The following is a 25,162-nucleotide window of genomic DNA, read 5'->3' on the forward strand; positions in this document are numbered from 1 at the left end:
TCAGGTCAGTACCATTTCTTCAGATCCAGCCCGGCATACATCGAGGCGACCTGGTCCGCATAACCGTTGAACATGCGCGTGGGGATGCGCTCGGCGAACAGCTTGCTCTGGGTGCCGGCGATGCGCCGCTCGGTTTTCTGGCTCCAGCGGGGATGGTCCACCTCCGGATTGACGTTGGAGAAGAACCCGTATTCCGAGGGCTGCAGGTCATGCCAGGCCGTCTCGGGCATGCGTTCGACGAACTTGATCTCCACGATCGACTTGATGCTCTTGAAGCCGTACTTCCAGGGCACCACCAGCCGCAGCGGCGCGCCGTTCTGCTGGGGCAACGGTTTGCCGTACAGCCCGGTGGCGAGCAGGGTGAGCGGATGCATGGCTTCGTCGATGCGCAGGCCCTCGCGGTAGGGCCAGTTGATGGCCCGGTAGCGCACGCCCGGCATCTGCACCGGATCGGCCAGCGTGGTGAAGGCCACGTACTTGGCCTTCGAGGTGGGCTGGAACTTCTTCAGCACCTCGCCCAGCGGAACGCCCAGCCAGGGGATCACCATCGACCAGCCCTCCACGCAGCGCAGCCGGTAAATGCGCTCCTGCGGCGCCAGGCCCTTGACGAGGTCCTCCAGTGCGATCCTGCCGGGCCTGGCGCATTCCCCGCCCACCAGGACCGACCACGGCGAGGTCTTCAGGGTCTTGCGCGCGTTCGAGGGATCGGCCTTGCCCGTGCCGAACTCGTAGAAGTTGTTGTAGCTGGTGACGTCCTGGTAGCGGGTCAGCGTCTCGGCGGTCCGGAAGCCGGAGCGGGCCTGCTCCGGCGTCAGCGCGACCTTCGGCGGGGGCGGGGGTTCGGCTTCGGCACAGCCGGCCAGCGCCAGGGTCGGCGCGGCGGCGAACGCCTGGAGCAGGCGGCGGCGGTGCCGGTAGACCGACTCGTCGGTGACCTGGGAGGCGGGGATCCGCAGGACGTCGCGCAGGGACATGGACATCTCCGTGAAGCGGGGGGTCATGGTTGGACGATACTCGCGCGGAAAAATTCCCGTGCAATCGCCTTGTACCGACTCTATACGTCGCGGGATGGCGGCAGGATGCGCGACGTGCGCGATTCGCCCCCGGCTTGCGCTTCGTTGCCCCTGCAACTGATGCGCTGCGGCATACTACGGGTCCTCCTGTTCAGGTGCCCCATGACGCGCGCGTTCAACTTCAGTGCCGGTCCCGCCACCCTGCCCGAATCGGTCCTGCGGCAGGCGCAGGCCGAGATGCTCGACTGGAACGGCATCGGCGCGTCCATCGTGGAAATCAGCCACCGCAGCCAGGACTTCATCGCCGTGGCCGCCGAGGCCGAAGCCGACCTGCGCAGGCTGGTCGGCATCTCCGACGACTACGCCGTGCTGTTCCTGTCCGGCGGCGCCACCACCCACCAGGCCCTGCTGGCGATGAACTTCGCCGCGCCCGGCCAGGTGGTGGACTACGTGGTCACCGGCCACTGGGGCAAGACCGCGATCAAGCAGGCCAAGCCCTACTGCACGGTCAACATCGCCGCCGACGGCGAACCGGGCGGTTTCCACGACATCCCGCCGCGGGCCAGCTGGCAGCTCACGCCCGGTGCGGCCTATGTGCACATCACCGCCAACGAGACCATCCACGGCGTGGAGTTCCGCCATACGCCGGACGTGGGCGAGGTGCCGCTGTTCGCCGATTTCAGTTCGTCCATCGCCTCCGAGCCGCTGGACGTGTCGAAGTACGGCGTGATCTATGCCGGGGCGCAGAAGAACCTGGGCCCGGTGGGGGTGGCGGTGGTGATCATCCGCAAGGACCTGTTCGAACGCAGCGGCCAGCCGCGCGCCGACATCTTCGATTACCGCTCGCATGCGGCCCGCGACTCCATGCTCAACACGCCGCCGACCTGGAACTGGTACCTGGCCGGCCTGGTGTTCAAGTGGATGCTCGCCGAGGGCGGCGTCGAGGAGTTCGCGCGCCGCAACGCGCTGAAGTCCTCGCTCGTCTACGGGGCCATCGATGCCTCCGGCGGCTTCTACCGCAACGAGGTGGTGCCGGCGGTCCGCTCGCGGATGAACATCCCGTTCTTCCTGCCCGATGAGACCCTGACCTCGCGCTTCGTGGCCGAATCCAAGGCGGCCGGACTGCTGGCGCTGAAAGGGCACAAGGCGGTCGGCGGCATCCGTGCCTCGCTGTACAACGCGCTGCCGGTGGAAGGCGCGCAGGCGCTGGTCGACTTCATGTGCGATTTCCAGCAACGCAACGGATGAACCCGCTGCATTGCCCGATGCGGGAGCGACGCACGTCGCGATGAGGCGTCACCGGCAGATCTTCGCGACTTGCGTCGCTCCCACGGGGAAGCGACCGAACTACGGAAAACCCATGGCCTCCAAGCCCAGCAAACCCAGCAAGAAGCCCGCTACCGGCAAGAAGGCCGAAGCGACGCCCGCTCCGGCCCTCTCCGACGTGCGCGCCAAGATCGACGGCATCGACCGCCAGATCCAGGCGCTGATCGCCGAGCGCGCGCGCTTCGCCCACCAGGTCGGCAAGGCCAAGGGCAAGCTGGCCGCCGCCGTGGACTACTACCGGCCCGAGCGCGAGGCGCAGGTGCTGCGCATGGTGGTGGACCGCAACGAAGGCCCGCTCAGCGACGAGGTGCTGGTGCATGTCTTCCGCGAGATCATGTCCGCCTGCCTGGCGCAGCAGGAGCCGCTGAAGATCGGTTACCTGGGGCCGGAGGGCACCTTCAGCCAGCAGGCGGTCCTCAAGCATTTCGGTCGTTCGGCGCACGGTCTTCCGCTGGCCAGCATCGAAGAGGTGTTCCAGGAAGTGGCCAGCGGCAACGCCGATTTCGGCGTGGTGCCGGTGGAGAACTCGGGGCAGGGCACCATCCAGATCACCCTGGACATGTTCCTGACCTCGGATCTGAAGATCTGCGGCGAGGTGGAACTGCGCGTGCACCAGTTCCTCATGTCGCGCACCGGCCGCATCGACGAGATCGAGCGCATCTACGCGCACCCGCAGTCCTTCGCGCAGACCGCAGGCTGGCTGCGCGCCAACCTGCCGAAGGTGGAGAAAGTGCCGGTGTCGAGCAATGCCGAAGGCGCGCGCCGGGCCCGCGGCAGCGACGACGCCGCCGCCATCGGCGGCGAGAGCGCCGCCCACGTGTATGGCCTGAAGAAGGTCGTCATGAGCCCTATCCAGGACGACAAGGACAACACCACGCGCTTCCTGGTGATCGGCCGCAGCATCTTCCCGCCGTCCGGCCACGACCGCACCTCGGTGCTGGTCTTCATCCACGACAAGCCCGGCGCGCTGTTCGACGTGCTCAGCCCGTTCGCACGCCACGGCATCAGCATGAACCGCATCGAATCGCGCCCCTCGCACCACGCCAAGTGGGAGTACGGCTTCTTCATCGACCTGGCCGGCCATGTCGACGACGAGGCGATGAAGCAGGCGCTGGCCGAACTGAAACAGCATTCGGCGCAGATCAAGGTGCTGGGATCGTACCCGGTTGCGGTGCCTTAGGCCGGGAGAGGGGAGTCGGGAATGGGGAATGGTTCAAGCGATCGCTCCATCCGGCTCCGTCCCTCACCCAGTCCTCCGCGCTCCGATTCCCCATTCCCTATTCCCCATTCCCGATGAACACACAAGACTGGATCGCCTCTGCCGGCCGCGCGCTGAGCGGCACCTTGGACATCCCCGGCGACAAGTCGGTGTCGCACCGCGCGGTGATGTTCGCCGCGCTGGCCGATGGCGCCTCGACCATCGACGGCTTCCTGGAAGGCGAGGACACCCGCGCCACCGCCGCGATCTTCTCGCGGCTGGGCGTGCGGATCGAAACCCCGTCTCCTTCGCGCCGCATCGTGCATGGCGTGGGCGTCGATGGCCTGAAGGCCGCGCAGGGCCCGCTGGACTGCGGCAATGCCGGCACCGGCATGCGCCTGCTGGCCGGCCTGCTGGCCGCGCAGCGGTTCGACAGCGTGCTGATCGGCGACGCGTCGCTGTCCAGGCGCCCCATGCGCCGCGTCACCGGGCCGCTGGCCATGATGGGCGCGCGCATCGACACCGGGGAAGGCGGCCTGCCGCCGCTGCGCATCCACGGGGGCCAGCGGTTGACGGGCATCGACTACACGCTGGAAGTCGCCAGTGCGCAGGTGAAGTCCGCCGTCCTGCTGGCCGGCCTGTATGCCGAAGGCGAGACCGTGGTGCGCGAGCCGCACCCCACCCGCGACTACACCGAGCGCATGCTGAAGGCGTTCGGCGTGGATATCGCGTTTTCGCCCGGGTTTGCGCGCCTGCGCGGCGGGCAGCGCTTGAAGGCCACGGACATCGCCGTGCCCGCGGATTTCTCCTCGGCCGCGTTCTTCCTGGTCGCCGCCAGCATCATTCCCGGGTCCGAACTGCGCCTGCGCGCGGTCGGCCTGAATCCCCGTCGCACCGGCCTGCTGCAGGCGCTGCGCCTGATGGGCGCGGACATCACCGAAGAGAATGCCAGCGAGCACGGCGGCGAACCGGTGGCCGATCTGGTGGTGCGCCATGCGCCGCTGCGTGGCATCGAGGTGCCGGAAGCGCTGGTGCCGGACATGATCGATGAGTTCCCGGCGCTGTTCGTGGCGGCCGCGGCCGCGGACGGCCCCACCGTCGTGCGGGGCGCGGCGGAACTGCGGGTGAAGGAATCCGACCGCCTGGCCAGCATGGCCAACGGCCTGCGCGCGCTGGGCCTGCGCGTGGACGAGACGCCGGACGGCGCCACGATCTTCCCGGGCGCACTGCAGGGCGGTGAAGTGGAGAGCCATGGCGACCACCGCATCGCCATGGCGTTCTCCATCGCCGGCCAGCTGTCCTCCGGTGGGGTGCGCATCGGCGACGTGGCCAATGTGGCCACCTCGTTTCCGGATTACGACGGCCTGGCGACGGGCGCGGGGTTCGGGTTGCGGAAGGCGTGAGGGCTGGGACGGTGATGTGGGAGCGACGCAAGTCGCAGTGACCGGCCGCAGCACCGCTTCGCGACGTGGGTCGCTGCCACAACCGCCGCAGTGGCCGCGCAAAAAAGGGGGACGCCTGCCCGCGTCCCCCTTCCTTTCCTCGTCAGCTCCGTATCGGGCGCGATGCGGCGCTCAGATGGGCTTGAAGTCCACCGGCACCTTCACGCTGGTGGCGATGGCCTTGCCGTTGCGCATGGCCGGCTCGAAGCGCCACTGGCGCACGGCGTTCACCGCAGCGCGGTCCAGATCGCGTTCGCCGCTGCGCTCGACCACGCGCACGTCGATCGGGGTGCCCTGGGCATCGACCTCGGCCAGCACCACCACCGTGCCACCGACACCGGCTCGCAGCATCGCGGCCGGGTACTTGGGCTCGGCATTGCCGGCCATCGGCCGGGCGTCGCGGCTGATCGGCGCAGGGCGGGTCGCGGCCGTGCGCTCTGCGCGCTTGCTTTCAGGGGCGGCCGCGGCGCGCTCGTTCGCGGGCTGGGCCGCATCATCCATCACCGGTGCCGGTAGGGCGGCCACGGGCGCTTCGGTCGCCCGGCGCGACTGCGTCCACCAGACCAGTGCCGCGGCCGCCACCGCGAATGCCAGCAGCATCAGCAACACGGGCGAGGTGGAACGACGCGGTTCCACCGTGGTGTCTTCCACGGTGTCCGCGGTGCGGTATTCGTTGTTCGTGGGCATCGACATGTGAACCTCCGTTTCGCGTTGTGGGTTGCGCGTTGGAACGGGGCCGAGTCTTGGTGCGGCGATGTTTGCGATGCGTGATGTCGCAGTGTTTCGGGCAGGCGTAAGTTCAGCTAGCGAAACCGGGGGTTCAGCAACGCATGCGCGAGGTCAAGATGCGGTGACCTGCGGGTCGTCCGCATTGTCACCGCATCTTGAAATCGATCGGCACCGTCACCGCGCCCGCCACGGCCTGGCCGTCGCGCTGCGCCGGCTGGAAGCGCCACTGGCGCACAGCGTCCACCGCGGCGCGGTCCAGGTCGCGCGAGCCGCTGCGCTGGGCCACCTCCACCGATACCGGCACGCCGTCGGCGCCCACTTCCACGCGCACCAGCACCGTGCCCTGGTCGCCGCTGCGCATGGCGGCCGGCGGATACTCCGGCGCGGGGGTCTGGCCGGGGATCGGCACCGGCACATCGCCGGGCGCCAGGGTCACGCCGGGGGCGAGGGGGGCCGTGGCTTCCGGCGGGGTGGGAGCGGTGGCTTCCGGTACCGGCGTGGGCATCGGCTTTTCCTCCACCAGTTGCGGGCGCTCGTCGCTGGAGGCGCGCGGCGCCGGCTCTTCCATGCCGCTGGCACCGTCGCCGGTGGACAGCGGCTCGGGCAGCGCCTCGACCGGCGCGGCCTTGCCGGGCAGGGTGGGTTGGGCGGTGTAGAAGCCGTCGTCGCGGCCGGCCCACCACACGATCAGGAACAGCAGCAGGCCCGCGCCGAAGGCGATGGCGGCGTTGCGCAGGGCGGTGCGGGGCAGACGGAGGGTGAAATGGGGTTCGTGCGGTTGCGGGGCCGACATGGGAGTCACCGGTGAAGTCGCGCCGATTCTTGCACAGCCGGGGTTAACCGCGCGGGCAGGCGGTCGCAGATGGGCGATAATGCCGGCTTCCCACGCCAGCCCGCTGTTTCCATGCTCGATCCCGTCCTGCTCCGCACCCAGCCCGCCGAACTCGCCCGGCGCCTCAAGGAAACCCGCGGTTTCGACCTGGACGTGTCCCGCATCGGCGAGCTGGAAGCCTCGCGCAAGCAGCTCCAGAAGCGCACCGAGGAGCTGCAGAACCTGCGCAACACCCGTTCCAAGGCCATCGGCCAGGCCAAGGCCAGGGGCGAGGACGTGTCCGCGCTGATGGCGGAAGTGGCCGGCTTCGGCGACGAGCTGAAGGCCTCGGAAGTGAAGCTGGACGAAATCCGCGCCGAGATCGAGGCCATCGCCCTGGGCATTCCCAACCTGCCGCATGCCAGCGTGCCGGTCGGCAGCGACGAGGCCGGCAACGTCGAGCAGCACCGCTGGGGCACGCCGCGCGCGTTCGACTTCCCGGTGAAGGACCATGTGGAACTGGGCGCCCGCCACGGCTGGCTGGATGCCGACACCGCCGCCAAGCTGTCCGGCGCGCGCTTCACCGTGCTGCGCGGCCAGCTGGCCCGCCTGCACCGCGCGCTGGCGCAGTTCATGCTGGACCTGCACACCCACGAACACGGTTACGAAGAAACCAGCGTGCCGGTGATCGTCAACGCCGACTCGATGCGCGGCACCGGCCAGCTGCCCAAGTTCGAGGAAGACCTGTTCGCCACCCAACTGGGCGAACACAAGCGCTATCTGATCCCGACCTCGGAAGTGCCGCTGACGAACATCGTCCGCGACGAGATCCTGGACGAGGCGCGCCTGCCGTTGCGCATGACCGCGCATTCGATGTGCTTCCGCTCCGAAGCCGGCAGCGGCGGCCGCGACGTGCGCGGCATGATCCGCCAGCACCAGTTCGAGAAGGTGGAGCTGGTCTCCGTCACCCGCCCGTCGGACAGCTACGACGAGCAGGAGCGCATGACCCGTGCGGCCGAAACCGTGCTGGAAAAGCTGGGCCTGCCGTACCGCCGCATGCTGCTGTGCACCGGCGACATGGGCTTCGGCGCGGCCAAGACCTTCGACCTGGAAGTCTGGCTGCCGTCGCAGGACACCTATCGCGAGATTTCCTCCTGCTCCAACTGCGAGGATTTCCAGGCCCGCCGCATGCAGGCGCGCTGGCGCAACCCGGCCACCGGCAAGCCCGAGCCGGTGCACACGCTCAACGGCTCCGGCACCGCGGTAGGCCGTGCGCTGATCGCGGTGATGGAGAACTACCAGAACGCCGACGGCTCCATCACCGTGCCCGAGGTGCTGCGGCCGTACATGGGCGGGGCCGAGCGGATCGCCTGAAGCTTTGATCCCTTCTCCCCGCGAGCGGGAGGTTGCTGGGTCCTTCTCCCCGCTTCGCAGGGAGAGGGAGAGGCAGCCACAGCTTCGCGTATCGGTGTCCTTCCAACCCCCAGGGGGAGAGGATGCGCAGGATCGGCGCACTCCTAGACGTTCTTCTGCGCGCGTCCTTTGTCCGACTTCGCCACCTTGGCGCGCACGGTCGCGCGGCCCAGGTCGCGCAGCGCATCCTTACCCACCCAGCGTCGCGTCGGGTTGTCCGACGCCGCCAATGCGCTGGCATGGGTGATCGCTTCCGCATGTAGCGTGGCGTTGCGATGGCCGATGGCCCGCAGCGCCCAGCTCACCCCCTTGCTGACGAAATTGCGTGCGTCGCCGGCGGCTGCGTCCACGTGGGCCAGTCCGGCGAGGAAGGGGGCATCGGGCGTGTGGCGGTCATGCACCGCCAATCCGGCCAGCAGCGCGAACGCCGCGCGCTTCTCGAACTCGCCGCGCCTGCGCGCCCACGCATCGATCCGCCCCCACGCATGCGGGCTGCGGTCGAACAGGTGCAGGCACAGGGTGTCGCAGACCGCCCAGTTGTCGAACTGGCGGCACCAGCGGTCCATCTGGGCGGTAGTGAGCTGGCCGGGGTCGGCGACGAAAGCCACCAGCAGGCGCGCTTCGTAGATGCCGCTGTCCCACAGCGGCGGTGCCAGTGCAGGCTGGCGACCGATGCGTTTGCCCAGCGCCTGGATCTCGCGCATGGGGACGCCGAGGGCGTGGGTGTCGGGGATGTCATAACGCGCCAGCCCGGCGCGATGGGCAGGGCTGGAGGCGTTCTTCAGCAGGGCGAGTGCCTGTGCCGGTTCGATGGAACCAGGCGGAGATTTCTTCGCGGGCATCGTCGGGGCGCGGGGGCGGAAGCCGGCAGCATACCGGCCCCGTCCCGCAACCCGCTCAGGCCGCCTGCCGCAGCGGCGTCGGGATGCTCGCCAGTGCCGCGTCGATGGCCTCGGCCTTGTGCTGCGGCGAATAGGCCACGCGCTCGGCGCGGACGAATGCCACGTCGGTGATGCCCAGGAAGCCGAACACCTGCTTCAGGTACGGGGCGACGAAGTCGATCGCGGTGCCGGCGTACTCGCCGCCGCTGGCCTCGGCCACGATGACCCGCTTGCCGCCGGCCAGGCCGACGGGGCCGTTCTCGGTGTACTTGAAGGTGCGGCCCGCAACGGCAATCCGGTCGATCCAGGCCTTCAGCGTGGACGGCACGCCGAAGTTGTAGCGCGGCACGCCCACCACGATGACGTCGGCGGCCAGGAACTGCTGCATCGCCGCCTCGCCGGCTTGTGCGGCGGCGGCATCGCCCCCACCCAGTACGGCGTTGGTCAGGTGGGGCAGCGGGTCGGCGTCCAGGTCGCGGTAGGTGACCTCCAGGCCGGGCACGGCGTCCTGCCAACGGGCTACGATGGCGGCGGTCAGTTGCCGGCTGACCGAGTTGGCGGCCAGGGCGCTGCTGTCGATATGCAATAGTTTCATGGTGGTTCTCCGGTCGGGATGCGGCCCAGCCGCGTTGGAGAACACTGTAGGTCGTTGCATTTGTAGGATAAACGTGTTTAAACGTCACTGATTGTTCTAAAGGTGGGCTTAATTCATGCAGCACGACCTCAATGACCTGTATTACTTCGCCATGGTGGTGGACCACGGCGGGTTCGCCGCGGCCGAGCGCGCCCTGGGCATCCCCAAGTCCCGCCTGAGCCGGCGAATCAGCCAACTGGAGACCGATCTGGGCGTGCGCCTGCTGCAGCGCTCCACGCGCCGCTTCGCGGTGACCGACGTGGGCATGAGCGTGCACCGCCATGCGCAGACGATGCTGGCCGAGGCCCAGGCCGCCCGCGAGGTGGTCGACCGCCTGAGCGCGGAACCGCGTGGCGTGGTGCGCGTCAGCGTGCCGGTGGCGGTGGCGCAGATGCAGTTGCCCAAGATCCTGCCGGCGTTCCTGGACAAGTACCCGAAGGTGCGGCTGCAGTTGCACGTCAACAACCGCCGCGTGGACATCATCAACGAGGGTTACGACGTGGCCCTGCGCGTGCGCGCCAAGCTGGACGACGACGGCAGCCTGGTGATGCGCAGCTTCGGCCAGATCCAGGAGTTGCTGGTCGCCAGCCCCAAGTACCTCAACCGCGCCGGCCGCCCGAAGATGCCGGAAGACCTGGCCGAGCACGTCACCCTGAGCATCAGCGAGGACGAGGCGCGCCAGCGCTGGGAGCTGCACGGTCCCGACGGCGAGGTGCGCCGGATCGAGTTGAATCCGCGCCTGGCCGGCTTCGACTTCCCGCTGCTGCAGTCGATGGCGAAGGACGGTTACGGCATCACGCTGTTGCCGGAGACGGTGTGCGCGGAGGCGGTGCGCAAGGGCGAGCTGGAGGTGGTGCTGCCGGAATGGAGCCTGCCGCAGGGCATCTGCCATGCGGTGTTCGCCTCGCGCCGGGGCATGCTGCCGGCGGTGCGGGTGTTCATCGATTTCCTGGCCGAGCACCTGCCGCAGCAGATCGAGTCGTCGCGGCTGGATTGCGGTGGCAAGTGTTCGGAGGAGAAGGCCAAGGCCATCGCGATGGCCATCGACAACACCAAGGCCGCCAAGGTGAAGAAGGCCTCGTAAGCCACGGCGGCGGGGTTCGTGCGAAAATGCGCCACGGCCTGCAAGGGGCCGGGCGCGCCGCCGGGGCAGGGCGGCGACGCACCGCGACGGGGTCGCGGGCAGTTCCAGACAACGGAGAGATGGCCGAGCGGTTTAAGGCACCGGTCTTGAAAACCGGCGAAGGGTCAAACCTTCCGTGGGTTCGAATCCCACTCTCTCCGCCAACTCGGCAATGACTGTTTGAGGCAATGGAGATGTCGCGATGGATCCCTTCTCAGCATTCAAAAGCGAAGTTTTTCGGCCGCTTGCGGCGGTGGTTATGCCTGGTCTATTGGCAGTGGTGCCCTACGTGGTCATTGCCTGCAATGCCAATCCAGATATCAATAGTTTCTATTTGAAGCAGACGTTGTGGTTCATGGCTGGAGTTCTAGCTGTTGCGACGGCCCTTGGGCTTTTCATTGAGAACCTTGGGTCAAGCATTGAGCGGGGAATCGATCGGTGCATAGATCATGAATACCTGCCTGGGCATAACAGTGTCTGGTCGCTGTATTTGTCGTGCGGCCAAGTCGACAGCAACGGCAGGAGATACTTGGCTTCTATAGTTACGCGCCTGAAGTACATAAATTCGATGATGCCTGCGGTCTTCTTATTCTCAGTAGGAATGGTTCTTCTCGATCTACAGGTAGATATTTTAAGTGGTTGGTCGATGATTGCTTTTGTCGTTTTGACAATTTCAACATTGACCTGGCTCTTTCGGACGTCGACCGAGCTGAGTGAGGTTGCCTCCAATACGCGGTACTGCCTGTTGGTCCCTCGCGTGGATGGCTTGGCATGTATGGCCGGCTGAGTCCGTCTCCGTCGGAGCGTAGCCCGGATGAGACCAGTGGCTACACCCGGGGCCTTAGCTTTCGAGCTCCCTCGACGCATCTCCCCGGGTGTGCTTCGCTTACCCGGGTACGGTCTAAACCTTTTGCCAGTCCGTGTCTCCGCCACGTAGCCGACACGCCGGATAGACTGCGGCACGATTTGCCCGGATAACCCGCATGAAACTCACCCCCACCCCCATCACCGCCGCCATCGCCGGCCTCTTCGCCGGCATCGTGATGCCACTGGTCTGGCCGCGCCTGGGCGAGGAGACCTTGAACTGGGTGTTCGCATTCCTGCTGGTCATCGCGCTGCCCATGCACGTGCTGGTGGTGGGCTTCAACCCGTCGCGCGAAGCGGGGCAGGGCGGATTGAACAGCGCCCTCATCAAGCGCGTGGCGGTGTGGCTGGCCTCCGCCGTGGCCGCCGTGGCATTGACGAGAATCCTGTCGCTGTAACGCCGGTTGTCCTGGTCTACACTCGGCTCACCCAACGGAAAGGGGAATCCCATGCGCAAGACCGCAGTCTTCCTGGCATTGATGCTGGCCACCGGCACCGCCCTTGCCGACACCTACGCCTTCGGCAACCGCGTGGTCAGCAGCGGCGACAGCATCGGCAGACTCGTCGAGATCGCCGGCAAGCCCGACCTCGTCACGCCACTGGAAAACGAATACGGCGCCCGCGAAGGCGAGAACTGGACCTACTTCCGCGATGGCAAGACCCTCGTCTTCACCATCAACACCAGCGGCAAGATTCTTCGCATCGTCGAATCCCGTTGATCCTGGCGTCGCGACGCCCGCATCGGACAGCGAGTGGCGCCGCCGATACCGGCGACGCAGGCGTCGTTCCCTGCGTGCGCTGCGCATGCGCACCAGCGGCGCAGCGCGCGCACCACGATGGCGATTTAACATTCTTAACATCGCGTTGACCTTTGCAACGACGATGCGGCCTACAATGCTGCATCGCATCAGTCGATGCCTGCGTCCACATCCGGGGATGGACGCGCATCTGTAGCGCGCTTGCGCGCAGCGTGTTCCGCACGCGGCAATCCTCTTCCTGCGCCTGCCTTGCAGCGCCCTCCGATGCGATGACTCCCCGCCTGCGTCCGTGGACGCGTTCGCGTCGTGCCTTGTGCGCGGCATCTCCCCATCCTGGAGTGCACCTGCATGAGCTTGTTGAAACAACCCGCCCAACCCCTGCTTCTTGCCACCGACCTGGACGGCACCTTCCTGGCCGGCGACCCGGATGCGCGCAAGCGCCTGTACCACCTGGTCGATGCGCATCCGGACGTGAAGCTGGCGTGGGTGACCGGGCGCGGGCGCGAAGCGATCCTGCCGCTGCTGGCCGACCCCGGCCTGCCCACGCCCGACTACGTGATCTGCGATGTGGGCGCCACCGTGCTGCGCACCGCCGACATGCAGCCCATCCAACCCCTGCAGTCGCGGATCGAGGCGCGCTGGCCGGGCGAGCACGTGGTGGCCGAAGCGATGCGCCGCTTCCCGATGCTGGTGCGCCAGGAAGTGCCGCAGGAACGCCGCTGCTCGTACTACTGCCATCCCGAACAGCTGTCGACCATCCAGGCCGAGGTGGAGGCCGTGGCCGCGTCGCTGGGCTGCGAGGTGCTGTATTCGGCCGACCGCTACCTGGACATCCTGCCGCGCGACACCCAGAAGGGCAGCACGCTGGCGGCGCTGGTGGATGCGCTGGACCTGGCGCGCGAACGCGTGCTGGTGGCCGGCGACACGCTCAACGACCTGTCGATGTACGGCGAAGGATTCCCCGGCGTGTGCGTGGGCGCTTCCGAGCCGGCGCTGGTCGCCGCCACCGCGGACATGGACCACGTGCTGCATGCGGACGCGCCGGGCTGCGGCGGCATCCTGCAGGCGATGGCGCATTTCGCGCTGATCGAAGCCGACGCGTATGCGCCGCCCGCGCAGCCGGCGGGCAAGGCGGAGCTGGTGATGGTCTACCACCGCCTGCCGTACGAGGAACACATCGTCGACGGCCAGCGCGTGCGCAGGCCGCACAGCTCGCCCAACGGCATCATCCCCAGCCTGCTCAGCTTCTTCGCCGATGGCCGGCCCGGCTCATGGGTGGCATGGACGGTGGAAGACCCCAAGGCCCCGCCGGTGGAGCCGCGCGCAGCGGTGGATGCCGAGCAGTACCCGGGCCTGACCGCGACCCACGTGCCGCTGACCCGGCACGAGGTGGACGTGTTCTACAAGCGCTTCTCCAAGGAAGCGTTCTGGCCGGTGATCAACAGCTTCTGGGAGCGCGCGCGCTTCAGCGAGGACGACTGGGCGCTGTTCAAGCGCGTCAACCGCCGCTTCGCCGAAGCCGCCGCGGCGGAAGCCGCGCCGGGCGCCACGGTATGGCTGCACGACTACAACCTGTGGATGGTGCCCTCGGTGCTGCGCGAACTGCGGCCGGACGTGAAGATCGCCTTCTTCCACCACACGCAGTTTCCCTCGGCGGACATCTTCGCCATCCTGCCGTGGCGCCGCGAGATCCTGGGCAGCCTGCTGGCCTGCGACTACGTGGGCTTCCACATCCCGCGCCACGCGGAGAACTTCACCGACGCGGTGCGCAGCACGTTCCCGGTGGAAGTGACCCGGCGCGCCTCGTGCGCGCCGCGCTTTCTGACCTTCGGCTGCGCCGTGGGCGTGGAGGACATGGCCACCGCACTGCGCATCGACGGCCGCACCGTGCGCATCGGCGCGCATCCCATCGGCACCGACGTGGGCCGCATCCGTACCTGCCTGGAGAGCGAGGAGGTGGCCACGGACATCGCCCGCATCCGCGGCGAGATCGGTCGGCGCAAGCTGGTGCTGTCGATCGAGCGGCTGGACTACACCAAGGGCATCCTGCAGAAGCTGCATGCCTTCGAGCGCCTGCTGGATGGCTCGCCCGAACTGCAGGGCCGGGTGACGCTGGTGATGGTATGCGTGCCGGCGGCCAAGGAGATGACCGTCTACCGCCCGTTGCAGCAGCAGATCGAACAGGCAGTGGGCCGCATCAACGGCCGCCTGTCGCGGCTGGACTGGACGCCGGTGCGCTTCTTCTCGCGCGTGCTGCCGTTCGCCAGCGTGGTGGCGCACTACGCCGCGGCCGATGTCATGTGGATCACGCCGCTGCGCGACGGTCTGAACCTGGTGGCGAAGGAGTTCGTCGCGGTGCAGGGCCTCAACGAGGGCGACGGCGTGCTGGTGCTGTCGGAGTTCGCCGGTGCCGCCGCGGAACTGAAGGGCGCGGTGCTGACCAATCCGCACGACCCGGCCGACCTGGTGCGCAGCCTCAACCAGGCGCTGGCGATGACGCCGCGGGAGCGTGAGGACCGCCAGCGCAGGCTGTACGACATCGTGCGCCATCACGATCTTTCGCGATGGGGGCGCGAATTCCTGGCCGCGGCACAGGCGGATTCCGATGAGGTAAATGCGGAAACGCAGACGGCGGTCGCGGCTTAATGCATTTACGTTTGACGCGTCGCCGCGTGGCGGCGATAGTCGAAGCGGATTCGGGACAGGAGACCCACCCCATGCGCAACCTGCTGATGCGCAGCATGGCCTGGATGCTGATCGCGGCGACCGCGCTGCTGCTGTTCGGCCTGGTCCAGGCGCCGGAACTGTGGCTGGGCCCGGGCGGGCGCTGAGACGCGGCGCCGCGCAAAAGAAAACCCGACCAGAGGCGGTCGGGTCTGAAAGGGGGAGTCCCCGGCTCCGGCAGTGCTGCTTGCTCAAGGCAGCGCCCGTTTCCATTGCAGAGCGGCCGTTCGTGGCCTGCGCAGGGCGTGCTGCCGGGGACAGGCGCATGGTCGCGCACGCTGTCGCGGCCCACAGTCGGGCGTCGCCCCGATGGGGTGTAGGAAATTTCCTACCTGCCCGCAGGCCGCGCGGTATCAGCCGAACAGGGCGTTGATGGCGCCGTAGCCCATCGCCTGCGGGTCGGGCAGCGAGGTGGTGCCGGCGTGCAGGAACTCGTCCACCTGCGCGGACAGGCGTCCGTACATGGATTCGGCCAGGGCCGAGCCCGCGCTGACGCGGCGCACGCCGAGGGCTTGCAGGGCCGCCAGGTCCTGCAGCGCCGGACGCAGCATCACGTTGAGCGGCAATCCGCAGGCAGCGGCGACGGCCCGGATGGCGTCCACGTCGACCAGTCCGGGCACGAACAGCCCGTCCGCACCGGCCTGCCGGTACAGGGTGGCGCGGGCGAGGGTTTCGTCTACCCGCCGTTCTTCCGCTGCGAGTCCGCGCAGATACACGTCCGTGCGCGCGTTGATGAAGACATCCGTCCCCTGCGCGGCGCAGGAGGCACGGATCGCGCGGATCTTGGCGGCCAGCAGCGCGGGTGCGCCGGCGCCATCCTCCAGGTTGATCCCGGCCGCGCCGGCCTGCACGACGCGCGACACCAGCGCAGCGACGGTGTCGGGGTCGTCGGAGTAGCCGCCCTCCACATCCACGGTCAGCGGGACGCGGATGACGCGGGCGATGCGCGCGACCGCCTGCAGCAGGACGTCCGGATCGAGCCGATCACCATCGGCATAACCCTGTGCCCACGCCAGGCCGGCGCTGGTGGTGGCGACGGCCGCCGCGCCACGCTGTTCGATCAGCCGGGCCGTGCCGGCGTCCCAGGCGTTGGCCAGGCGCAACAGGCCCTGGCGGTGCAGGTCGCGGAAGCGGGCGGTGGCTTCGGGGGAAGATGGCATGCGGGCGTCTCCGGAGGCGGGCGCACAGCCTGCCATGCCGGGGGCCTGCGCGGCGCGGTGGGCAGGCGACTTCAGGGCGGTGACGGACCGCGTCTCACGCGCAGAGCCGCCACCCTTCGAACAGCCGCCAGCGCCCATCGCCGCCCTCGATATTGATGGCGTAGTCCAGGCCCTGTTGCTGGCGCTGGTTGGCCAGCTTCACGGCGTAGCGCAGCGCCGCGCCCCGGCTGGCGAAATGCAGGGGCGGCGATTCGTTGATGGACAGCGCGTACAGGCCATCCTGGGCGGGGGCGTGGAACAGATCGAAGGTCATCATGGGGCGGAGACGGGTTGCTGCCTTGGCACAACCTACGGATCGCCCCGTGATGCGGACGCATGCGCGCCGACATGCCTTTCCCCGGGGTTAAGCCATGTGCAACCGGCGTGAGAAATGTGCAGTGCGACTGAACGGCCTACACATGGCCTTCGCAACGCCCGGCGTACAACGTCCGCCAGTGGTCGGGCCGGCGGATCCACCCCCTCCGTCGCCTGCGCAAACCCTGCTTCCGAGCCGCAAGGCTGACACCCAGGGCACCACGAGAGAACCGAACGCAGCGTACCGGACACCCCCTGTTCCTTGCTGCGCCTGGCGGTGGACCGCGAGTCCGACACCGTCGCCGCCCGGAGAGCCAGGCGTGTTCTCGCCCCCCTGCACGGACGGGCCCGCAAGGGCCCGTTCGCGTATCCCGTGCACAGGTTCAGTGGCCGTGCCGGGCATCCCATGCGCGCAGGCCCTGTTCGATCACGCGCAGGGCATCATCCACGCGGGCGCCGTCGACTTCGGCCGTGGTGTCCCGCCCGCTGTGGATCACCTGCATCACCTTTGGCAGCTGCGCCGGCTTGCCCCCGTCGAAGACGGCCAGGACAGGATCGATCTCCTCACCGCCCACCAGTGAGAACGACACCGCCGGCCAGCCCGCCTTGAGGAAGGCCAGGTGGTCGGTGGGCGGGTACTGGTCGCCGGGCCGAAAGCCGAGCGCCTCGCGCCCGCTGGCCGTGCGCAGGGCGTCGACCAGCGCGCCATCGGTGGCGGGCGTCATCATCCACAAGGTGTCGCCCCAGCCGAACACGTCGAAGTTGACGTACAGCGCGGGCTGTTCGCGCCCCGCCGTCGCCACCCACGCGCGCGAACCCAGCAGCCCCTTTTCTTCCAGGTCCCAGAACGCGATCTGCACGCGATGGCGCGCCAGCGGCCTGGCTTTCAGCGCCTGTGCCAGTTCCAGCACGGCCGAGACGCCGGACGCGTTGTCGGTGGCGCCATGGCCCACATCGACCCGGTCGTAGTGCGCACCGATCAGCAGCAGGGGCGCTTCCGCCGGCCCGCCCAGGTCGGCCACCAGGTTGGTTCCGGACTGGCCGTCCTGCTGGAAGTCCTCGCGCTTCCACGCGATGCCCAGCGCATCCAGGCGCCGGCCGATGGCATCGCCGCGCGCGGCGGTGTCGCTGCTGGCGCTCACGGCGGTGACCTGGGTGAGCCAGCGGCCGGACACATCATCGGCCCATGCCGGCAGGCTGGCGAACATCGACAGGAACAACGCTGCGCGCAGGCGGCGCCGGATATCGGTCATGGTGGAATCCCCTCGGAAAACCCGAGTATGCCGCAGCCGCCGCGCGTCCTCGACCCGCCTACACGCATGGAGTGGGGGGCGTCGCTACAATAATGTTAATTGCGCGGCGACGGATGGCCCCTCTACGCTCGACCCGTTCCCCCAAGGCATCCGTGTCCATGACCATCCGCGTTTTCCTGATCGACGACCACGCCCTGGTGCGCACCGGCATGCGCCTGATCCTGGGCAGCGACGCAGACATCGAAGTGGTGGGCGAGGCGGAGACCGGCGAAGCGGCATTGCCGCTGGTGCGCCAGCTGAAGCCCGACGTGGTGCTGTGCGACCTGCACCTGCCGGGCTACAGCGGCCTGGAGGTGACCGAGCGCATCGTGCGTGCCGATCTGGGCGTGCGGGTGATCATCGTGTCGGTGCTGGAGGACGGGCCTCTGCCCAAGCGCCTGCTGGAGGCCGGGGCGTCCGGCTATCTGGGCAAGGCCGGCGACGCGGCCGAGCTGATCCGCGCGGTGCGCGAGGTGTCGCGCGGCAAGCGTTACCTGGGCAGCAACGTGGCGCAGAACCTGGCGTTGCATACGGTGGGCGGCGATGCGTCGCCGTTCGACGCGCTGTCGCCGCGCGAGCTGGAAGTGGCCATGCTGCTGACCCAGGGCCTGCGCCAGGAAGAGATCGCGCGGCGGCTCAACCTGAGCGCCAAGACGGTGAACACGCACAAGACGCGATTGTTCGAGAAGACCGGCGTGCAGGACAACATCGCCCTGGCGCGGCTGGCCGCGCAGTGGGGACTGACGGACCCGACGCGCTCGCTGTAGCGGTCTGCGCGCGGGTCGGTGCACGTTCCGCATCCCGTCGTTCCAGCGAACGCTGGAATCCATGTTCTGTAAGGGCCGGGACGGTCACCGCAAGAGCAAGATGGGTCCCAGCGTTCGCTGGGACGACGGCGGGGGGGCGATGCGCCTTCCATGCCGTCATTCCAGCGAACGCTGGAATCCATTTTGTGTGCGAGCCGGGACGGTCACCGCAAGAGCGAAGATGGGTCCCAGCGTTCGCTGGGACGACGGCAGGGATCGATACGCGTTCCACATCCCGTTATTCCAGCGGACGCTGGAATCCATGTTCTGTGCGAGCCGGGACGGTTACCGCAAGAGCAAGATGGGTCCCAGCTTTCGCTGGGACGACGGCGGGGGGCGGTGCGCGTTCCACATCCCGTCATTCCAGCGAACGCTGGAATCCATGTCCTGTGAGAGCCGGGACGGTCGCCGCAAGAGCAAGATGGGTCCCAGCTTTCGCTGGGACGACGGCGACGATTGCGCCTTCCATGCCGTCGTTCCAGCGGACGCTGGAATCCATGTCCCGTGCGAGCCGCGGTGGTCACCGCAGGCGCAAGCGGCCCAGTGTTCGCCGCGACCACGGTCCGATCAAGTGTCTGAGTCGGCAGCTGCCCCCTGAAACGACACTGGCCGCTTGCGCGGCCAGTGTGTCTTCCATCCACAGGAAGAGGCGCAGTGCGTCAGGCGCTGCGTTCTTCGGTGGTGTCGTCGTCCTGCTTGTCGCCGGCCGCCTCGTCGACGGGCTTGACCGGCGTGACGGCGGGTTCGAACAGGCTGCGCGTGATGGAGGGCGGCGTGTCCGCATCGGCGACGAAGAACAGCGAGCCGGTAGCCGGTTCGCTGACCGGCTTCGGCGCGGCCGGAGGCGGCGGCGTGACGGCTTCGACCGGCGACTCGGCTTCGGCCGCGGCTTCGTTCACGGCATCCACCAGGTCGATCTGCACCGGTTCGGCACGATGCGTCGCCGGAACCGGCGTCTCCGCCGCGTCGGCGGTGCTGGCCGTGGTGGCGACCGAAACAGGCGCCTCGGGTGCTTTGACGGCCCTCGGAGTGGGCTCGGCCGCGATCTCGGCCCTGACCGTTTCGACGATGGCTGCGGCCGTCGGTGCTTCGTGTTGCACCGTGGCGGTCACTTCGGGCTGCACGCGCGCGGCCTCGGCTTTCACGTCCGCGATGACCTCCACGGCCGCGGCTTCCACCACGACGGCCGGGGCGGGCACGACGGCGGGCGTCTCCTCGGCGGCGGCCACGGTCTCGGGCTGCGGCGCAGCGACCACGGCTGCCGCGACGGCGGGAGCGGAGGGGGCCTTCGGCGGACGCGGTGCGGCGAGCGCCGGTTCGTCGTCCTCGAAATCGAACTCCGGCTGCGAACGATCGGCGACCGGCGCGCCATCCTCGCTGCCCAGGTCGTCGACCAGCATGCCGTCCTCGCCCGTGGCACCGGCTTCACCACTGCCACGGCGGCGGCGGCGGCCACCGCGGCGGCCACGGCGGCGACGGCCGCCTTCACCGGCCTCGCCGGCCTCGGCAGACGGTGCGGCGTCGCTTTCGACCGCGACGACCTGCGTCGCGTCCGTGTCGATCACCGGCACATCGGCGCCCGGGACGGGCGTCGGCGCAGCGGCGGGCGTGGTGCGCGCGATGTCCTGCCCGGTAGCCAGCACGGCGGCGGATGCCGTCGCTGCCTCGGTGGCGGCCGGCACGGCCGGCTTGGCTGCGGTGTCCTGCGGCGTTGAGCGTGCGCCCTGCTGACGGCCTTCCTGGGCCTGCTGCTTGCCGCCCTGCTGGCCCTGCGGCTGGCGGGGGGCTTGGGCGGCTGCTGCGCGTTGCCCTGGGCGTTCTGCGGCTTCGGCTGCTTCTGGCCCTGCGGCTGCTCGCCGCGCGGCTTCTGCTGCGGCGCATTGCCGGCCGGGGCGTTCTGGCCCTTGTTGCGCTCGTCGCGGCGGCTGTTGTCCTGCTTGCCGCCGCGGCCCGGGTTCTGCTGGCCGCGGTTGTCGCGGTTGTCGCGACGGCCGTTGCCGTTGCGATCGTTGCGCTGGCGGTTGTCCTGCTGCGGACGCGCCTGCGGGGCCGGCGCCGCGGGTTCGCCTCCGCCGAACAGACGCTTGAAGAAGCCGACCACGCCGCCGGAGGCGGGCGCCGCGATGGCGACCGGCGGCGCCACCGGGGCCGGTGCGGGCGCCGGTGCCGGCGCTTCGCGTTCTTCGCGCACCGGGGCAGGCTGGGTGTGCTTGACGTGGGTCACCGCCGGGGCGGCCGGGATGTTCAGCTGCGCCTTGGTCAGCGCATGCACCGGCAGCTTGCGCGGCGTGCCGCGCTGGTAGCTGGGCTTGCTGGTCTCTTCGCCCAGTTCGTTCTGGCGGATGCGGGTGACTTCGTAATGCGGGGTGTGCAGCGCTTCGTCGGCGACGATGATGATGGGGGCATCGTGGCGCTGCTCGATCTCGCGCAGGGCGCCGCGCTTCTCGTTGAGCAGGAAGTTGGCGATCTCCAGCGGCGCCTGGATCAGCACCTGCCCGGTGTTGTCCTTCATCGCGTGCTCTTCGGCCACGCGGATGATGGACAGCGACAGCGACTCGACGCTGCGCATGCGGCCATGGCCTTCGCAGCGCGGGCAGACGATCTGGCTGGACTCGCCCAGGCTCGGGCGCAGGCGCTGGCGGCTCATTTCCAGCAGGCCGAAGCGCGAGATGCGGCCGATCTGCACGCGCGCGCGGTCGTACTTCAGCGCGTTCTGCAGGCGGTTCTCGACTTCGCGCTGGTGCTTGTTGGAGGACATGTCGATGAAGTCGATCACCACCAGGCCGCCCAGGTCGCGCAGGCGCAGCTGGCGGGCCACTTCCTCGGCCGCTTCCAGGTTGGTGTGGAACGCGGTTTCCTCGATGTCGCCACCCTTGGTGGCGCGCGCCGAGTTGACGTCGATGGCGGTCAGCGCCTCGGTCTGGTCGACCACGATGGAGCCGCCGGAAGGCAGGCGGACATTGCGTTCGTAGGCGCCTTCGATCTGCGATTCGATCTGGAAGCGGTTGAACAGCGGGATGTCGTCCTTGTACGCCTTCAGCTTGCGCAGGTTGTGCGGCATGACCTGCTGCATGAACTCGCGGGCGGTCTCGTACAGCTCGTCGGTGTCGACCAGGATCTCGCCCACGTCGCTGCGCAGGTAGTCGCGCAGGGCGCGCACGATCAGGCGGCTTTCCTGGTAGATCAGGAACGGGGCCGGCTTGGTCAGCGCCGCTTCGGCGATGGCCTTCCATACGCTCAGCAGGTAATCCAGGTCCCACTGCAGCTCTTCGGCGTCACGGCCGACACCGGCGGTACGGATGATCACGCCCATGTCGTCCGGGATCTGCAGGGCGTCCATGGCCTTCTTCAGCTCGGCCCGGTCGTCGCCCTCGATGCGGCGCGACACCCCACCGGCGGTGGGCGAGTTGGGCATCAGCACCATGTAGCGGCCGGCCAGCGAGATGAACGTGGTCAGGGCCGCGCCCTTGTTGCCGCGTTCGTCCTTGTCCACCTGGACGACGACTTCCTGGCCTTCCTTCAGCAGTTCGCGGATGCCGGCCTTGTTGTGGTCGACGCCGGCCTGGAAGTAGTCGCGGGAGATTTCCTTTAGCGGCAGGAAGCCATGGCGGTCGGCGCCGTAGTCGACGAAGGCGGCTTCCAGGGAGGGCTCGAGCCGGGTGATGCGGCCCTTGTAGATGTTGGACTTCTTCTGTTCCTTGGACGGCTGTTCGATATCGATGTCGTACAGGGTCTGACCGTCAACGATGGCCACGCGCAGCTCTTCGGCCTGCGTGGCGTTGATCAACATGCGTTTCATTGTGCGTTCCTCGCGCGCTGCTACCGCGCGGAACGCCATGGGGTTTCGCCTCTGGAACGTTGCACCGCCCCTTGCGCAGGCGCAGCGGGGCGGGTCGGGTTTCCAGCGCTACGACACCACGGCAGGCCGCGGGAGCGCTTTTGTTTCTAATAGGTGTTGCGGGGCCGGCGGCAGCTTCCCTGGTGAGGTGGCGCCGCGCGGGACATGTTCAGCATCAGGTGCCGTCACGCACCCGGCGGTATCCGGGCCTGCCGATCAGCCGCTAACATGGCCGCCCCTGGGGCGGTGGCCGCGCACTTGCCGGAATCGCGGGGAGACGGGCTTCTGGCCCAACTGCAACTCCCAGCGAAATCAAACCCTTATCTCGCCCCCCGAGTTTAACAGATTACCGTTCATGACCCCTAGCCCCCCCTCGGACAAGCCGGCCGCCCAGCCCAAGACCGCCGTGCGCACCGTCACGGTGCCGGAAGACCGGGCCGGGCAGCGGTTGGACAACTTCCTGCTGGGCCAGTTGAAAGGGGCCCCGCGCAGCCTGGTCTACAAGCTGGTGCGCAGCGGCCAGGTGCGGGTGAACGGCGGCCGGGCCAAGGCGGAGCGGAAGCTGGAAGGGGGCGACGAGGTCCGCATCCCGCCCGTCAATCCCGGCGAAACGGGCGACAGGGCGGCGCCGCCGGCCGGCTTCCTGAAGCGCATGGAGGCGGCCATCGTCTTCGAGGACGAACGTCTGCTGGTCATCAACAAGCCGACCGGGGTGGCCAGCCATGGCGGAAGCGGCATCAGCCATGGCGCCATCGAAACGATGCGCGCGCTGCGGCCGCACCAGTCCCTGGAACTGGTCCACCGGCTGGACCGCGACACCTCCGGCCTGCTGGTGATGGCCAAGAAGCGCTCGGCGCTGTCGGAACTGCAGGCGCTGCTGCGCGAGGACAGCGAAGAGGGCACGCGCGGGATCGAGAAGCGCTACCTGACGCTGCTGGTAGGGCGCATGCCCGATGGCGTGATGAGCGTGGATGCGCCGCTGCACATCGGCTTGCGCCAGGGCGGGGAACGGCACGTGCAGGTGCACCGCGATGGCAAGCCGTCGCTGAGCCACTTCCGCGTGCTGGAGCGGCGGGGCGGGCATTCCTATTGCGAAGTCCGCATCGAAACCGGCCGCACCCACCAGATCCGCGTGCATGCCCAGCACATCGGCCATCCCGTGGCCGGCGACGACAAGTACGGCGACCCGGCCGTCAACAAGCGCCTGCGCGAACAGGTGGGGCTGAAGCGCCTGTTCCTGCACGCCGCCTCGCTGCAGTTCGCGCTGGACGGGGGGCGTACGCCGTACCTGCTGACGGCCCCGCTGTCCGAGGACCTGGCCGAGGCGCTGGACCGGCTGGGCTGAGTGTCAGCCGCCCTGGGCGAAGCAACGGGTCGGCTTTTCCAGTACGGGGGGAAGGTCACCGGCACGGTGATCGTGTGGGTGACCGGCCGGCCGTTGCGGGTGGCGGCGCGGAACGTCCAGGCACGCACGGCTTCCAGCGCCGCCTTGTCCAGCGCGGCATGGCCGCTGCTCTGCGCCTGCGCCACCTGGGCGGGCACGCCGTCCTTGTCGATGGTCACGCGCAGCACCGTGGTGCCGCCCTCGCTGTCGCATTCGGCTTCCGCCGGATAGGCCGGCGGCGGGGTGTCGATGGCGGCCAGTTCGGTGGGAGGGATCGCGGGCGCGGCTGCCTCCTCCTGCTTCTTCGTGCAGGCTGCAAGCGACACTGCCAGCATCAGCGCCGCGGTCAGCGGCGCGCGGGTCGGACGTGGGTGCATCAGCGTTCTCCCAACAGGGCGCTGGCCTTGGCCGCGCAGATGAAGTCGTTCTCGCTCAGGCCGCCCACGTCGTGCGTGGAGTAGCGCACGACGGCGCGGTTGTAGTGCACGCCCAGGTCCGGATGGTGGTCTTCCGCATGGGCGACGAAAGCCAGCGCGTTCACGAACGCCATGGTTTCGTAGTAGTTGCCGAAGGCAAAGGTGCGCGACAGCGCGTGTCCGTCCTCCACCAGTTCCCAGCCTGGCACCTGGGGGAGCAGTTCGGCGATGCGCGCGGGCGGCAGGCGGTGCTCGCTGCCACGCAGCGGCACGCAGTGCGCTTGGGCGAGGGGGATCAGATCGGACATCGCGCGTCTCCTGGGCGGCCAGTCTGAATGAAGACCGACGACGGGCCTGTGAAGGTGAATGGCTGTCGGGCAGGGGGCTAGAATACCCGCATGATCCAGATTTCCGACAGCGCGCAGGCGCATTTTCGCAAGCTCATCGAACGCGAGGCGCTGCCCGGGCTGGGCGTGCGCCTGAGCGCCGTCCATCCCGGCACCGCACAGGCCGACGCACGGCTGGAGTTCTCCGAGCCGCGCGACCTGGCAGGCGATGAATGGGCGGTCGATTGCGACGGCTTCACGCTGTATGTCGACGCTGCCAGCGTGCACTGGCTGGATGGCGCCGAGATCGATTACGTGATGAAGGGCGCAAGCACGCAACTCACCATCAAGGCGCCGCGCATCAAGGGCGAAGCGCCCGGCGACACCGCCTCGCTGGTCGAGCGGGTGCGCTGGGTGATCGACAACGAGATCAATCCGCAGCTGGCGTCCCACAAGGGGCGCGTGGCGGTGGAGGAAGTGGGCGGCGATGGCGTGGTGTGGCTGCGCTTCGGTGGCGGCTGCCATGGGTGCGGCATGGCCGACGTCACCCTCAAGCAGGGCATCGAGAAGACCCTGATGGCACGCGTGCCGGGGGTGACCGCGGTGCGCGACGCCACCGACCACGGGACCGGCGCCGCGCCGTACATCCCCCGCGGCAACGCCGCCTGAC

At 68.6% G+C, this 25,162-nt stretch carries 23 protein-coding genes, 1 tRNA gene and 1 pseudogene; 13 read left to right on the top strand and 12 right to left on the bottom strand.

The window, feature by feature from the left end; all coding sequences use genetic code 11:
• Nucleotides 1-5: 5 nt before the first annotated feature.
• Nucleotides 6-974: a protein-methionine-sulfoxide reductase catalytic subunit MsrP gene (gene msrP / locus MUU77_RS08630; protein WP_245093810.1), complete on the bottom strand. Its 969-nt coding sequence runs from the start codon at nt 972-974 to the stop codon at nt 6-8.
• A gap of 201 nt (nt 975-1,175) precedes the next feature.
• Between msrP and serC the strand changes: the two genes are divergently transcribed.
• From serC to aroA, 3 genes are all read left to right on the top strand, one after another.
• Complete coding sequence (serC, locus tag MUU77_RS08635; RefSeq protein ID WP_245093812.1) at nt 1,176-2,261, top strand: phosphoserine transaminase; 1,086 nt, start codon at nt 1,176-1,178, stop codon at nt 2,259-2,261.
• Nucleotides 2,262-2,373: 112 nt separating this feature from the next.
• Nucleotides 2,374-3,519 (top strand): prephenate dehydratase, encoded by a 1,146-nt coding sequence (pheA, locus tag MUU77_RS08640; RefSeq protein WP_245093814.1) that lies wholly within the window; start codon nt 2,374-2,376, stop codon nt 3,517-3,519.
• Between the two features lie 113 nt (nt 3,520-3,632).
• A complete protein-coding gene (gene aroA / locus MUU77_RS08645; RefSeq protein WP_245093816.1) occupies nt 3,633-4,940 on the top strand; it encodes a 3-phosphoshikimate 1-carboxyvinyltransferase in 1,308 nt (435 codons plus the stop codon).
• Nucleotides 4,941-5,111: 171 nt separating this feature from the next.
• Here aroA and MUU77_RS08650 read toward each other — a convergent pair whose 3' ends face one another.
• Nucleotides 5,112-5,672: an energy transducer TonB gene (locus tag MUU77_RS08650; protein ID WP_245093818.1), complete on the bottom strand. Its 561-nt coding sequence runs from the start codon at nt 5,670-5,672 to the stop codon at nt 5,112-5,114.
• 181 nt (nt 5,673-5,853) lie between these two features.
• A complete protein-coding gene (locus MUU77_RS08655) occupies nt 5,854-6,501 on the bottom strand; it encodes an energy transducer TonB (RefSeq protein ID WP_245093820.1) in 648 nt (215 codons plus the stop codon).
• A gap of 111 nt (nt 6,502-6,612) precedes the next feature.
• Here MUU77_RS08655 and serS point away from each other — a divergent pair, with 111 nt between their 5' ends.
• Entirely contained in the window at nt 6,613-7,893 is a 1,281-nt protein-coding gene (gene serS / locus MUU77_RS08660) for a serine--tRNA ligase (RefSeq protein ID WP_245093822.1), read from the top strand.
• 143 nt (nt 7,894-8,036) lie between these two features.
• Here the strand turns inward: serS and MUU77_RS08665 are convergent, their stop codons facing one another.
• The gene (locus tag MUU77_RS08665) at nt 8,037-8,774 is read right to left on the bottom strand and encodes a DNA alkylation repair protein (RefSeq protein ID WP_245093834.1); all 738 of its coding nucleotides are present in this window, start codon (nt 8,772-8,774) and stop codon (nt 8,037-8,039) included.
• Between the two features lie 55 nt (nt 8,775-8,829).
• Nucleotides 8,830-9,408, bottom strand: coding sequence for an NAD(P)H-dependent oxidoreductase (locus MUU77_RS08670; RefSeq protein WP_245093845.1), 579 nt, complete (start codon nt 9,406-9,408; stop codon nt 8,830-8,832).
• A gap of 115 nt (nt 9,409-9,523) precedes the next feature.
• On the opposite strand from MUU77_RS08670, the gene MUU77_RS08675 reads away from it, so the two are divergent.
• The 6 genes from MUU77_RS08675 to ggpS all read left to right on the top strand — a co-directional run bounded on the left by MUU77_RS08675 (nt 9,524) and on the right by ggpS (nt 14,838).
• Nucleotides 9,524-10,531, top strand: a complete 1,008-nt coding sequence (locus MUU77_RS08675) for a LysR family transcriptional regulator (RefSeq protein WP_245093847.1) — start codon at nt 9,524-9,526, stop codon at nt 10,529-10,531.
• Nucleotides 10,532-10,644: 113 nt separating this feature from the next.
• Nucleotides 10,645-10,734: transfer RNA gene (locus tag MUU77_RS08680), tRNA-Ser, on the top strand.
• Nucleotides 10,735-10,772: 38 nt separating this feature from the next.
• The gene (locus MUU77_RS08685; RefSeq protein WP_245093849.1) at nt 10,773-11,357 is read left to right on the top strand and encodes a hypothetical protein; all 585 of its coding nucleotides are present in this window, start codon (nt 10,773-10,775) and stop codon (nt 11,355-11,357) included.
• Nucleotides 11,358-11,553: 196 nt separating this feature from the next.
• Complete coding sequence (locus MUU77_RS08690; RefSeq protein ID WP_245093851.1) at nt 11,554-11,832, top strand: hypothetical protein; 279 nt, start codon at nt 11,554-11,556, stop codon at nt 11,830-11,832.
• A 51-nt stretch (nt 11,833-11,883) separates the two neighbouring features.
• Nucleotides 11,884-12,153: a hypothetical protein gene (locus tag MUU77_RS08695; protein WP_245093853.1), complete on the top strand. Its 270-nt coding sequence runs from the start codon at nt 11,884-11,886 to the stop codon at nt 12,151-12,153.
• A gap of 387 nt (nt 12,154-12,540) precedes the next feature.
• The gene (ggpS, locus tag MUU77_RS08700) at nt 12,541-14,838 is read left to right on the top strand and encodes a glucosylglycerol-phosphate synthase (RefSeq protein WP_245093855.1); all 2,298 of its coding nucleotides are present in this window, start codon (nt 12,541-12,543) and stop codon (nt 14,836-14,838) included.
• A gap of 431 nt (nt 14,839-15,269) precedes the next feature.
• Here the strand turns inward: ggpS and MUU77_RS08705 are convergent, their stop codons facing one another.
• From MUU77_RS08705 to MUU77_RS08715, 3 genes are all read right to left on the bottom strand, one after another.
• Nucleotides 15,270-16,076 (bottom strand): isocitrate lyase/phosphoenolpyruvate mutase family protein, encoded by an 807-nt coding sequence (locus MUU77_RS08705; protein ID WP_245093857.1) that lies wholly within the window; start codon nt 16,074-16,076, stop codon nt 15,270-15,272.
• A gap of 94 nt (nt 16,077-16,170) precedes the next feature.
• A complete protein-coding gene (locus tag MUU77_RS08710; RefSeq protein ID WP_245093859.1) occupies nt 16,171-16,392 on the bottom strand; it encodes a hypothetical protein in 222 nt (73 codons plus the stop codon).
• A 421-nt stretch (nt 16,393-16,813) separates the two neighbouring features.
• The gene (locus MUU77_RS08715; protein WP_245093861.1) at nt 16,814-17,683 is read right to left on the bottom strand and encodes a M28 family metallopeptidase; all 870 of its coding nucleotides are present in this window, start codon (nt 17,681-17,683) and stop codon (nt 16,814-16,816) included.
• A gap of 158 nt (nt 17,684-17,841) precedes the next feature.
• Here MUU77_RS08715 and MUU77_RS08720 point away from each other — a divergent pair, with 158 nt between their 5' ends.
• The gene (locus MUU77_RS08720; protein ID WP_245093863.1) at nt 17,842-18,489 is read left to right on the top strand and encodes a response regulator; all 648 of its coding nucleotides are present in this window, start codon (nt 17,842-17,844) and stop codon (nt 18,487-18,489) included.
• Nucleotides 18,490-19,187: 698 nt separating this feature from the next.
• On the opposite strand, the gene MUU77_RS08725 is transcribed toward MUU77_RS08720, so the two are convergent.
• Nucleotides 19,188-20,093: a hypothetical protein gene (locus MUU77_RS08725; RefSeq protein WP_245093865.1), complete on the bottom strand. Its 906-nt coding sequence runs from the start codon at nt 20,091-20,093 to the stop codon at nt 19,188-19,190.
• Nucleotides 20,090-22,327, bottom strand: coding sequence for a ribonuclease E (gene rne / locus MUU77_RS08730; protein ID WP_245093867.1), 2,238 nt, complete (start codon nt 22,325-22,327; stop codon nt 20,090-20,092). The genes MUU77_RS08725 and rne overlap by 4 nt, the downstream gene beginning before the upstream one ends.
• A 394-nt stretch (nt 22,328-22,721) precedes the next feature.
• Here rne and MUU77_RS08735 point away from each other — a divergent pair, with 394 nt between their 5' ends.
• Nucleotides 22,722-23,711 (top strand): RluA family pseudouridine synthase, encoded by a 990-nt coding sequence (locus tag MUU77_RS08735; protein WP_245093869.1) that lies wholly within the window; start codon nt 22,722-22,724, stop codon nt 23,709-23,711.
• Nucleotides 23,712-23,755: 44 nt separating this feature from the next.
• On the opposite strand, the pseudogene MUU77_RS08740 reads toward MUU77_RS08735, so the two are convergent.
• Nucleotides 23,756-24,127: pseudogene (locus MUU77_RS08740) on the bottom strand (energy transducer TonB); the annotation flags it as partial.
• A complete protein-coding gene (locus MUU77_RS08745) occupies nt 24,127-24,474 on the bottom strand; it encodes a 4a-hydroxytetrahydrobiopterin dehydratase (protein WP_245093871.1) in 348 nt (115 codons plus the stop codon). The pseudogene MUU77_RS08740 and the gene MUU77_RS08745, both read right to left, overlap by 1 nt.
• Before the next feature lie 90 nt (nt 24,475-24,564).
• On the opposite strand from MUU77_RS08745, the gene MUU77_RS08750 reads away from it, so the two are divergent.
• The gene (locus MUU77_RS08750) at nt 24,565-25,161 is read left to right on the top strand and encodes an NfuA family Fe-S biogenesis protein (RefSeq protein WP_162110943.1); all 597 of its coding nucleotides are present in this window, start codon (nt 24,565-24,567) and stop codon (nt 25,159-25,161) included.
• Nucleotide 25,162 lies beyond the last annotated feature (1 nt).

It is taken from the genome of Pseudoxanthomonas sp. F37, from assembly GCF_022965755.1.
GTDB lineage: Bacteria > Pseudomonadota > Gammaproteobacteria > Xanthomonadales > Xanthomonadaceae > Pseudoxanthomonas_A.

Bases quoted from the DNA above. Each gene is read 5' to 3' on its own strand.
- MUU77_RS08705 (WP_245093857.1), bottom strand. From the start codon at position 16,076: ATGCCATCTTCCCCCGAAGCCACCGCCCGCTTCCGCGACCTGCACCGC.
- ggpS (WP_245093855.1), top strand. From the start codon at position 12,541: ATGAGCTTGTTGAAACAACCCGCCCAACCCCTGCTTCTTGCCACCGAC.
- serS (WP_245093822.1), top strand. From the start codon at position 6,613: ATGCTCGATCCCGTCCTGCTCCGCACCCAGCCCGCCGAACTCGCCCGG.
- MUU77_RS08665 (WP_245093834.1), bottom strand. From the start codon at position 8,774: ATGCCCGCGAAGAAATCTCCGCCTGGTTCCATCGAACCGGCACAGGCA.
- MUU77_RS08655 (WP_245093820.1), bottom strand. From the start codon at position 6,501: ATGTCGGCCCCGCAACCGCACGAACCCCATTTCACCCTCCGTCTGCCC.
- MUU77_RS08695 (WP_245093853.1), top strand. From the start codon at position 11,884: ATGCGCAAGACCGCAGTCTTCCTGGCATTGATGCTGGCCACCGGCACC.
- MUU77_RS08745 (WP_245093871.1), bottom strand. From the start codon at position 24,474: ATGTCCGATCTGATCCCCCTCGCCCAAGCGCACTGCGTGCCGCTGCGT.
- MUU77_RS08735 (WP_245093869.1), top strand. From the start codon at position 22,722: ATGACCCCTAGCCCCCCCTCGGACAAGCCGGCCGCCCAGCCCAAGACC.
- MUU77_RS08670 (WP_245093845.1), bottom strand. From the start codon at position 9,408: ATGAAACTATTGCATATCGACAGCAGCGCCCTGGCCGCCAACTCGGTC.
- MUU77_RS08690 (WP_245093851.1), top strand. From the start codon at position 11,554: ATGAAACTCACCCCCACCCCCATCACCGCCGCCATCGCCGGCCTCTTC.
- MUU77_RS08710 (WP_245093859.1), bottom strand. From the start codon at position 16,392: ATGATGACCTTCGATCTGTTCCACGCCCCCGCCCAGGATGGCCTGTAC.
- MUU77_RS08685 (WP_245093849.1), top strand. From the start codon at position 10,773: ATGGATCCCTTCTCAGCATTCAAAAGCGAAGTTTTTCGGCCGCTTGCG.
- aroA (WP_245093816.1), top strand. From the start codon at position 3,633: ATGAACACACAAGACTGGATCGCCTCTGCCGGCCGCGCGCTGAGCGGC.
- MUU77_RS08720 (WP_245093863.1), top strand. From the start codon at position 17,842: ATGACCATCCGCGTTTTCCTGATCGACGACCACGCCCTGGTGCGCACC.
- serC (WP_245093812.1), top strand. From the start codon at position 1,176: ATGACGCGCGCGTTCAACTTCAGTGCCGGTCCCGCCACCCTGCCCGAA.
- rne (WP_245093867.1), bottom strand. From the start codon at position 22,327: ATGAAACGCATGTTGATCAACGCCACGCAGGCCGAAGAGCTGCGCGTG.
- MUU77_RS08715 (WP_245093861.1), bottom strand. From the start codon at position 17,683: ATGACCGATATCCGGCGCCGCCTGCGCGCAGCGTTGTTCCTGTCGATG.
- pheA (WP_245093814.1), top strand. From the start codon at position 2,374: ATGGCCTCCAAGCCCAGCAAACCCAGCAAGAAGCCCGCTACCGGCAAG.
- MUU77_RS08650 (WP_245093818.1), bottom strand. From the start codon at position 5,672: ATGTCGATGCCCACGAACAACGAATACCGCACCGCGGACACCGTGGAA.
- MUU77_RS08750 (WP_162110943.1), top strand. From the start codon at position 24,565: ATGATCCAGATTTCCGACAGCGCGCAGGCGCATTTTCGCAAGCTCATC.
- MUU77_RS08675 (WP_245093847.1), top strand. From the start codon at position 9,524: ATGCAGCACGACCTCAATGACCTGTATTACTTCGCCATGGTGGTGGAC.
- msrP (WP_245093810.1), bottom strand. From the start codon at position 974: ATGTCCCTGCGCGACGTCCTGCGGATCCCCGCCTCCCAGGTCACCGAC.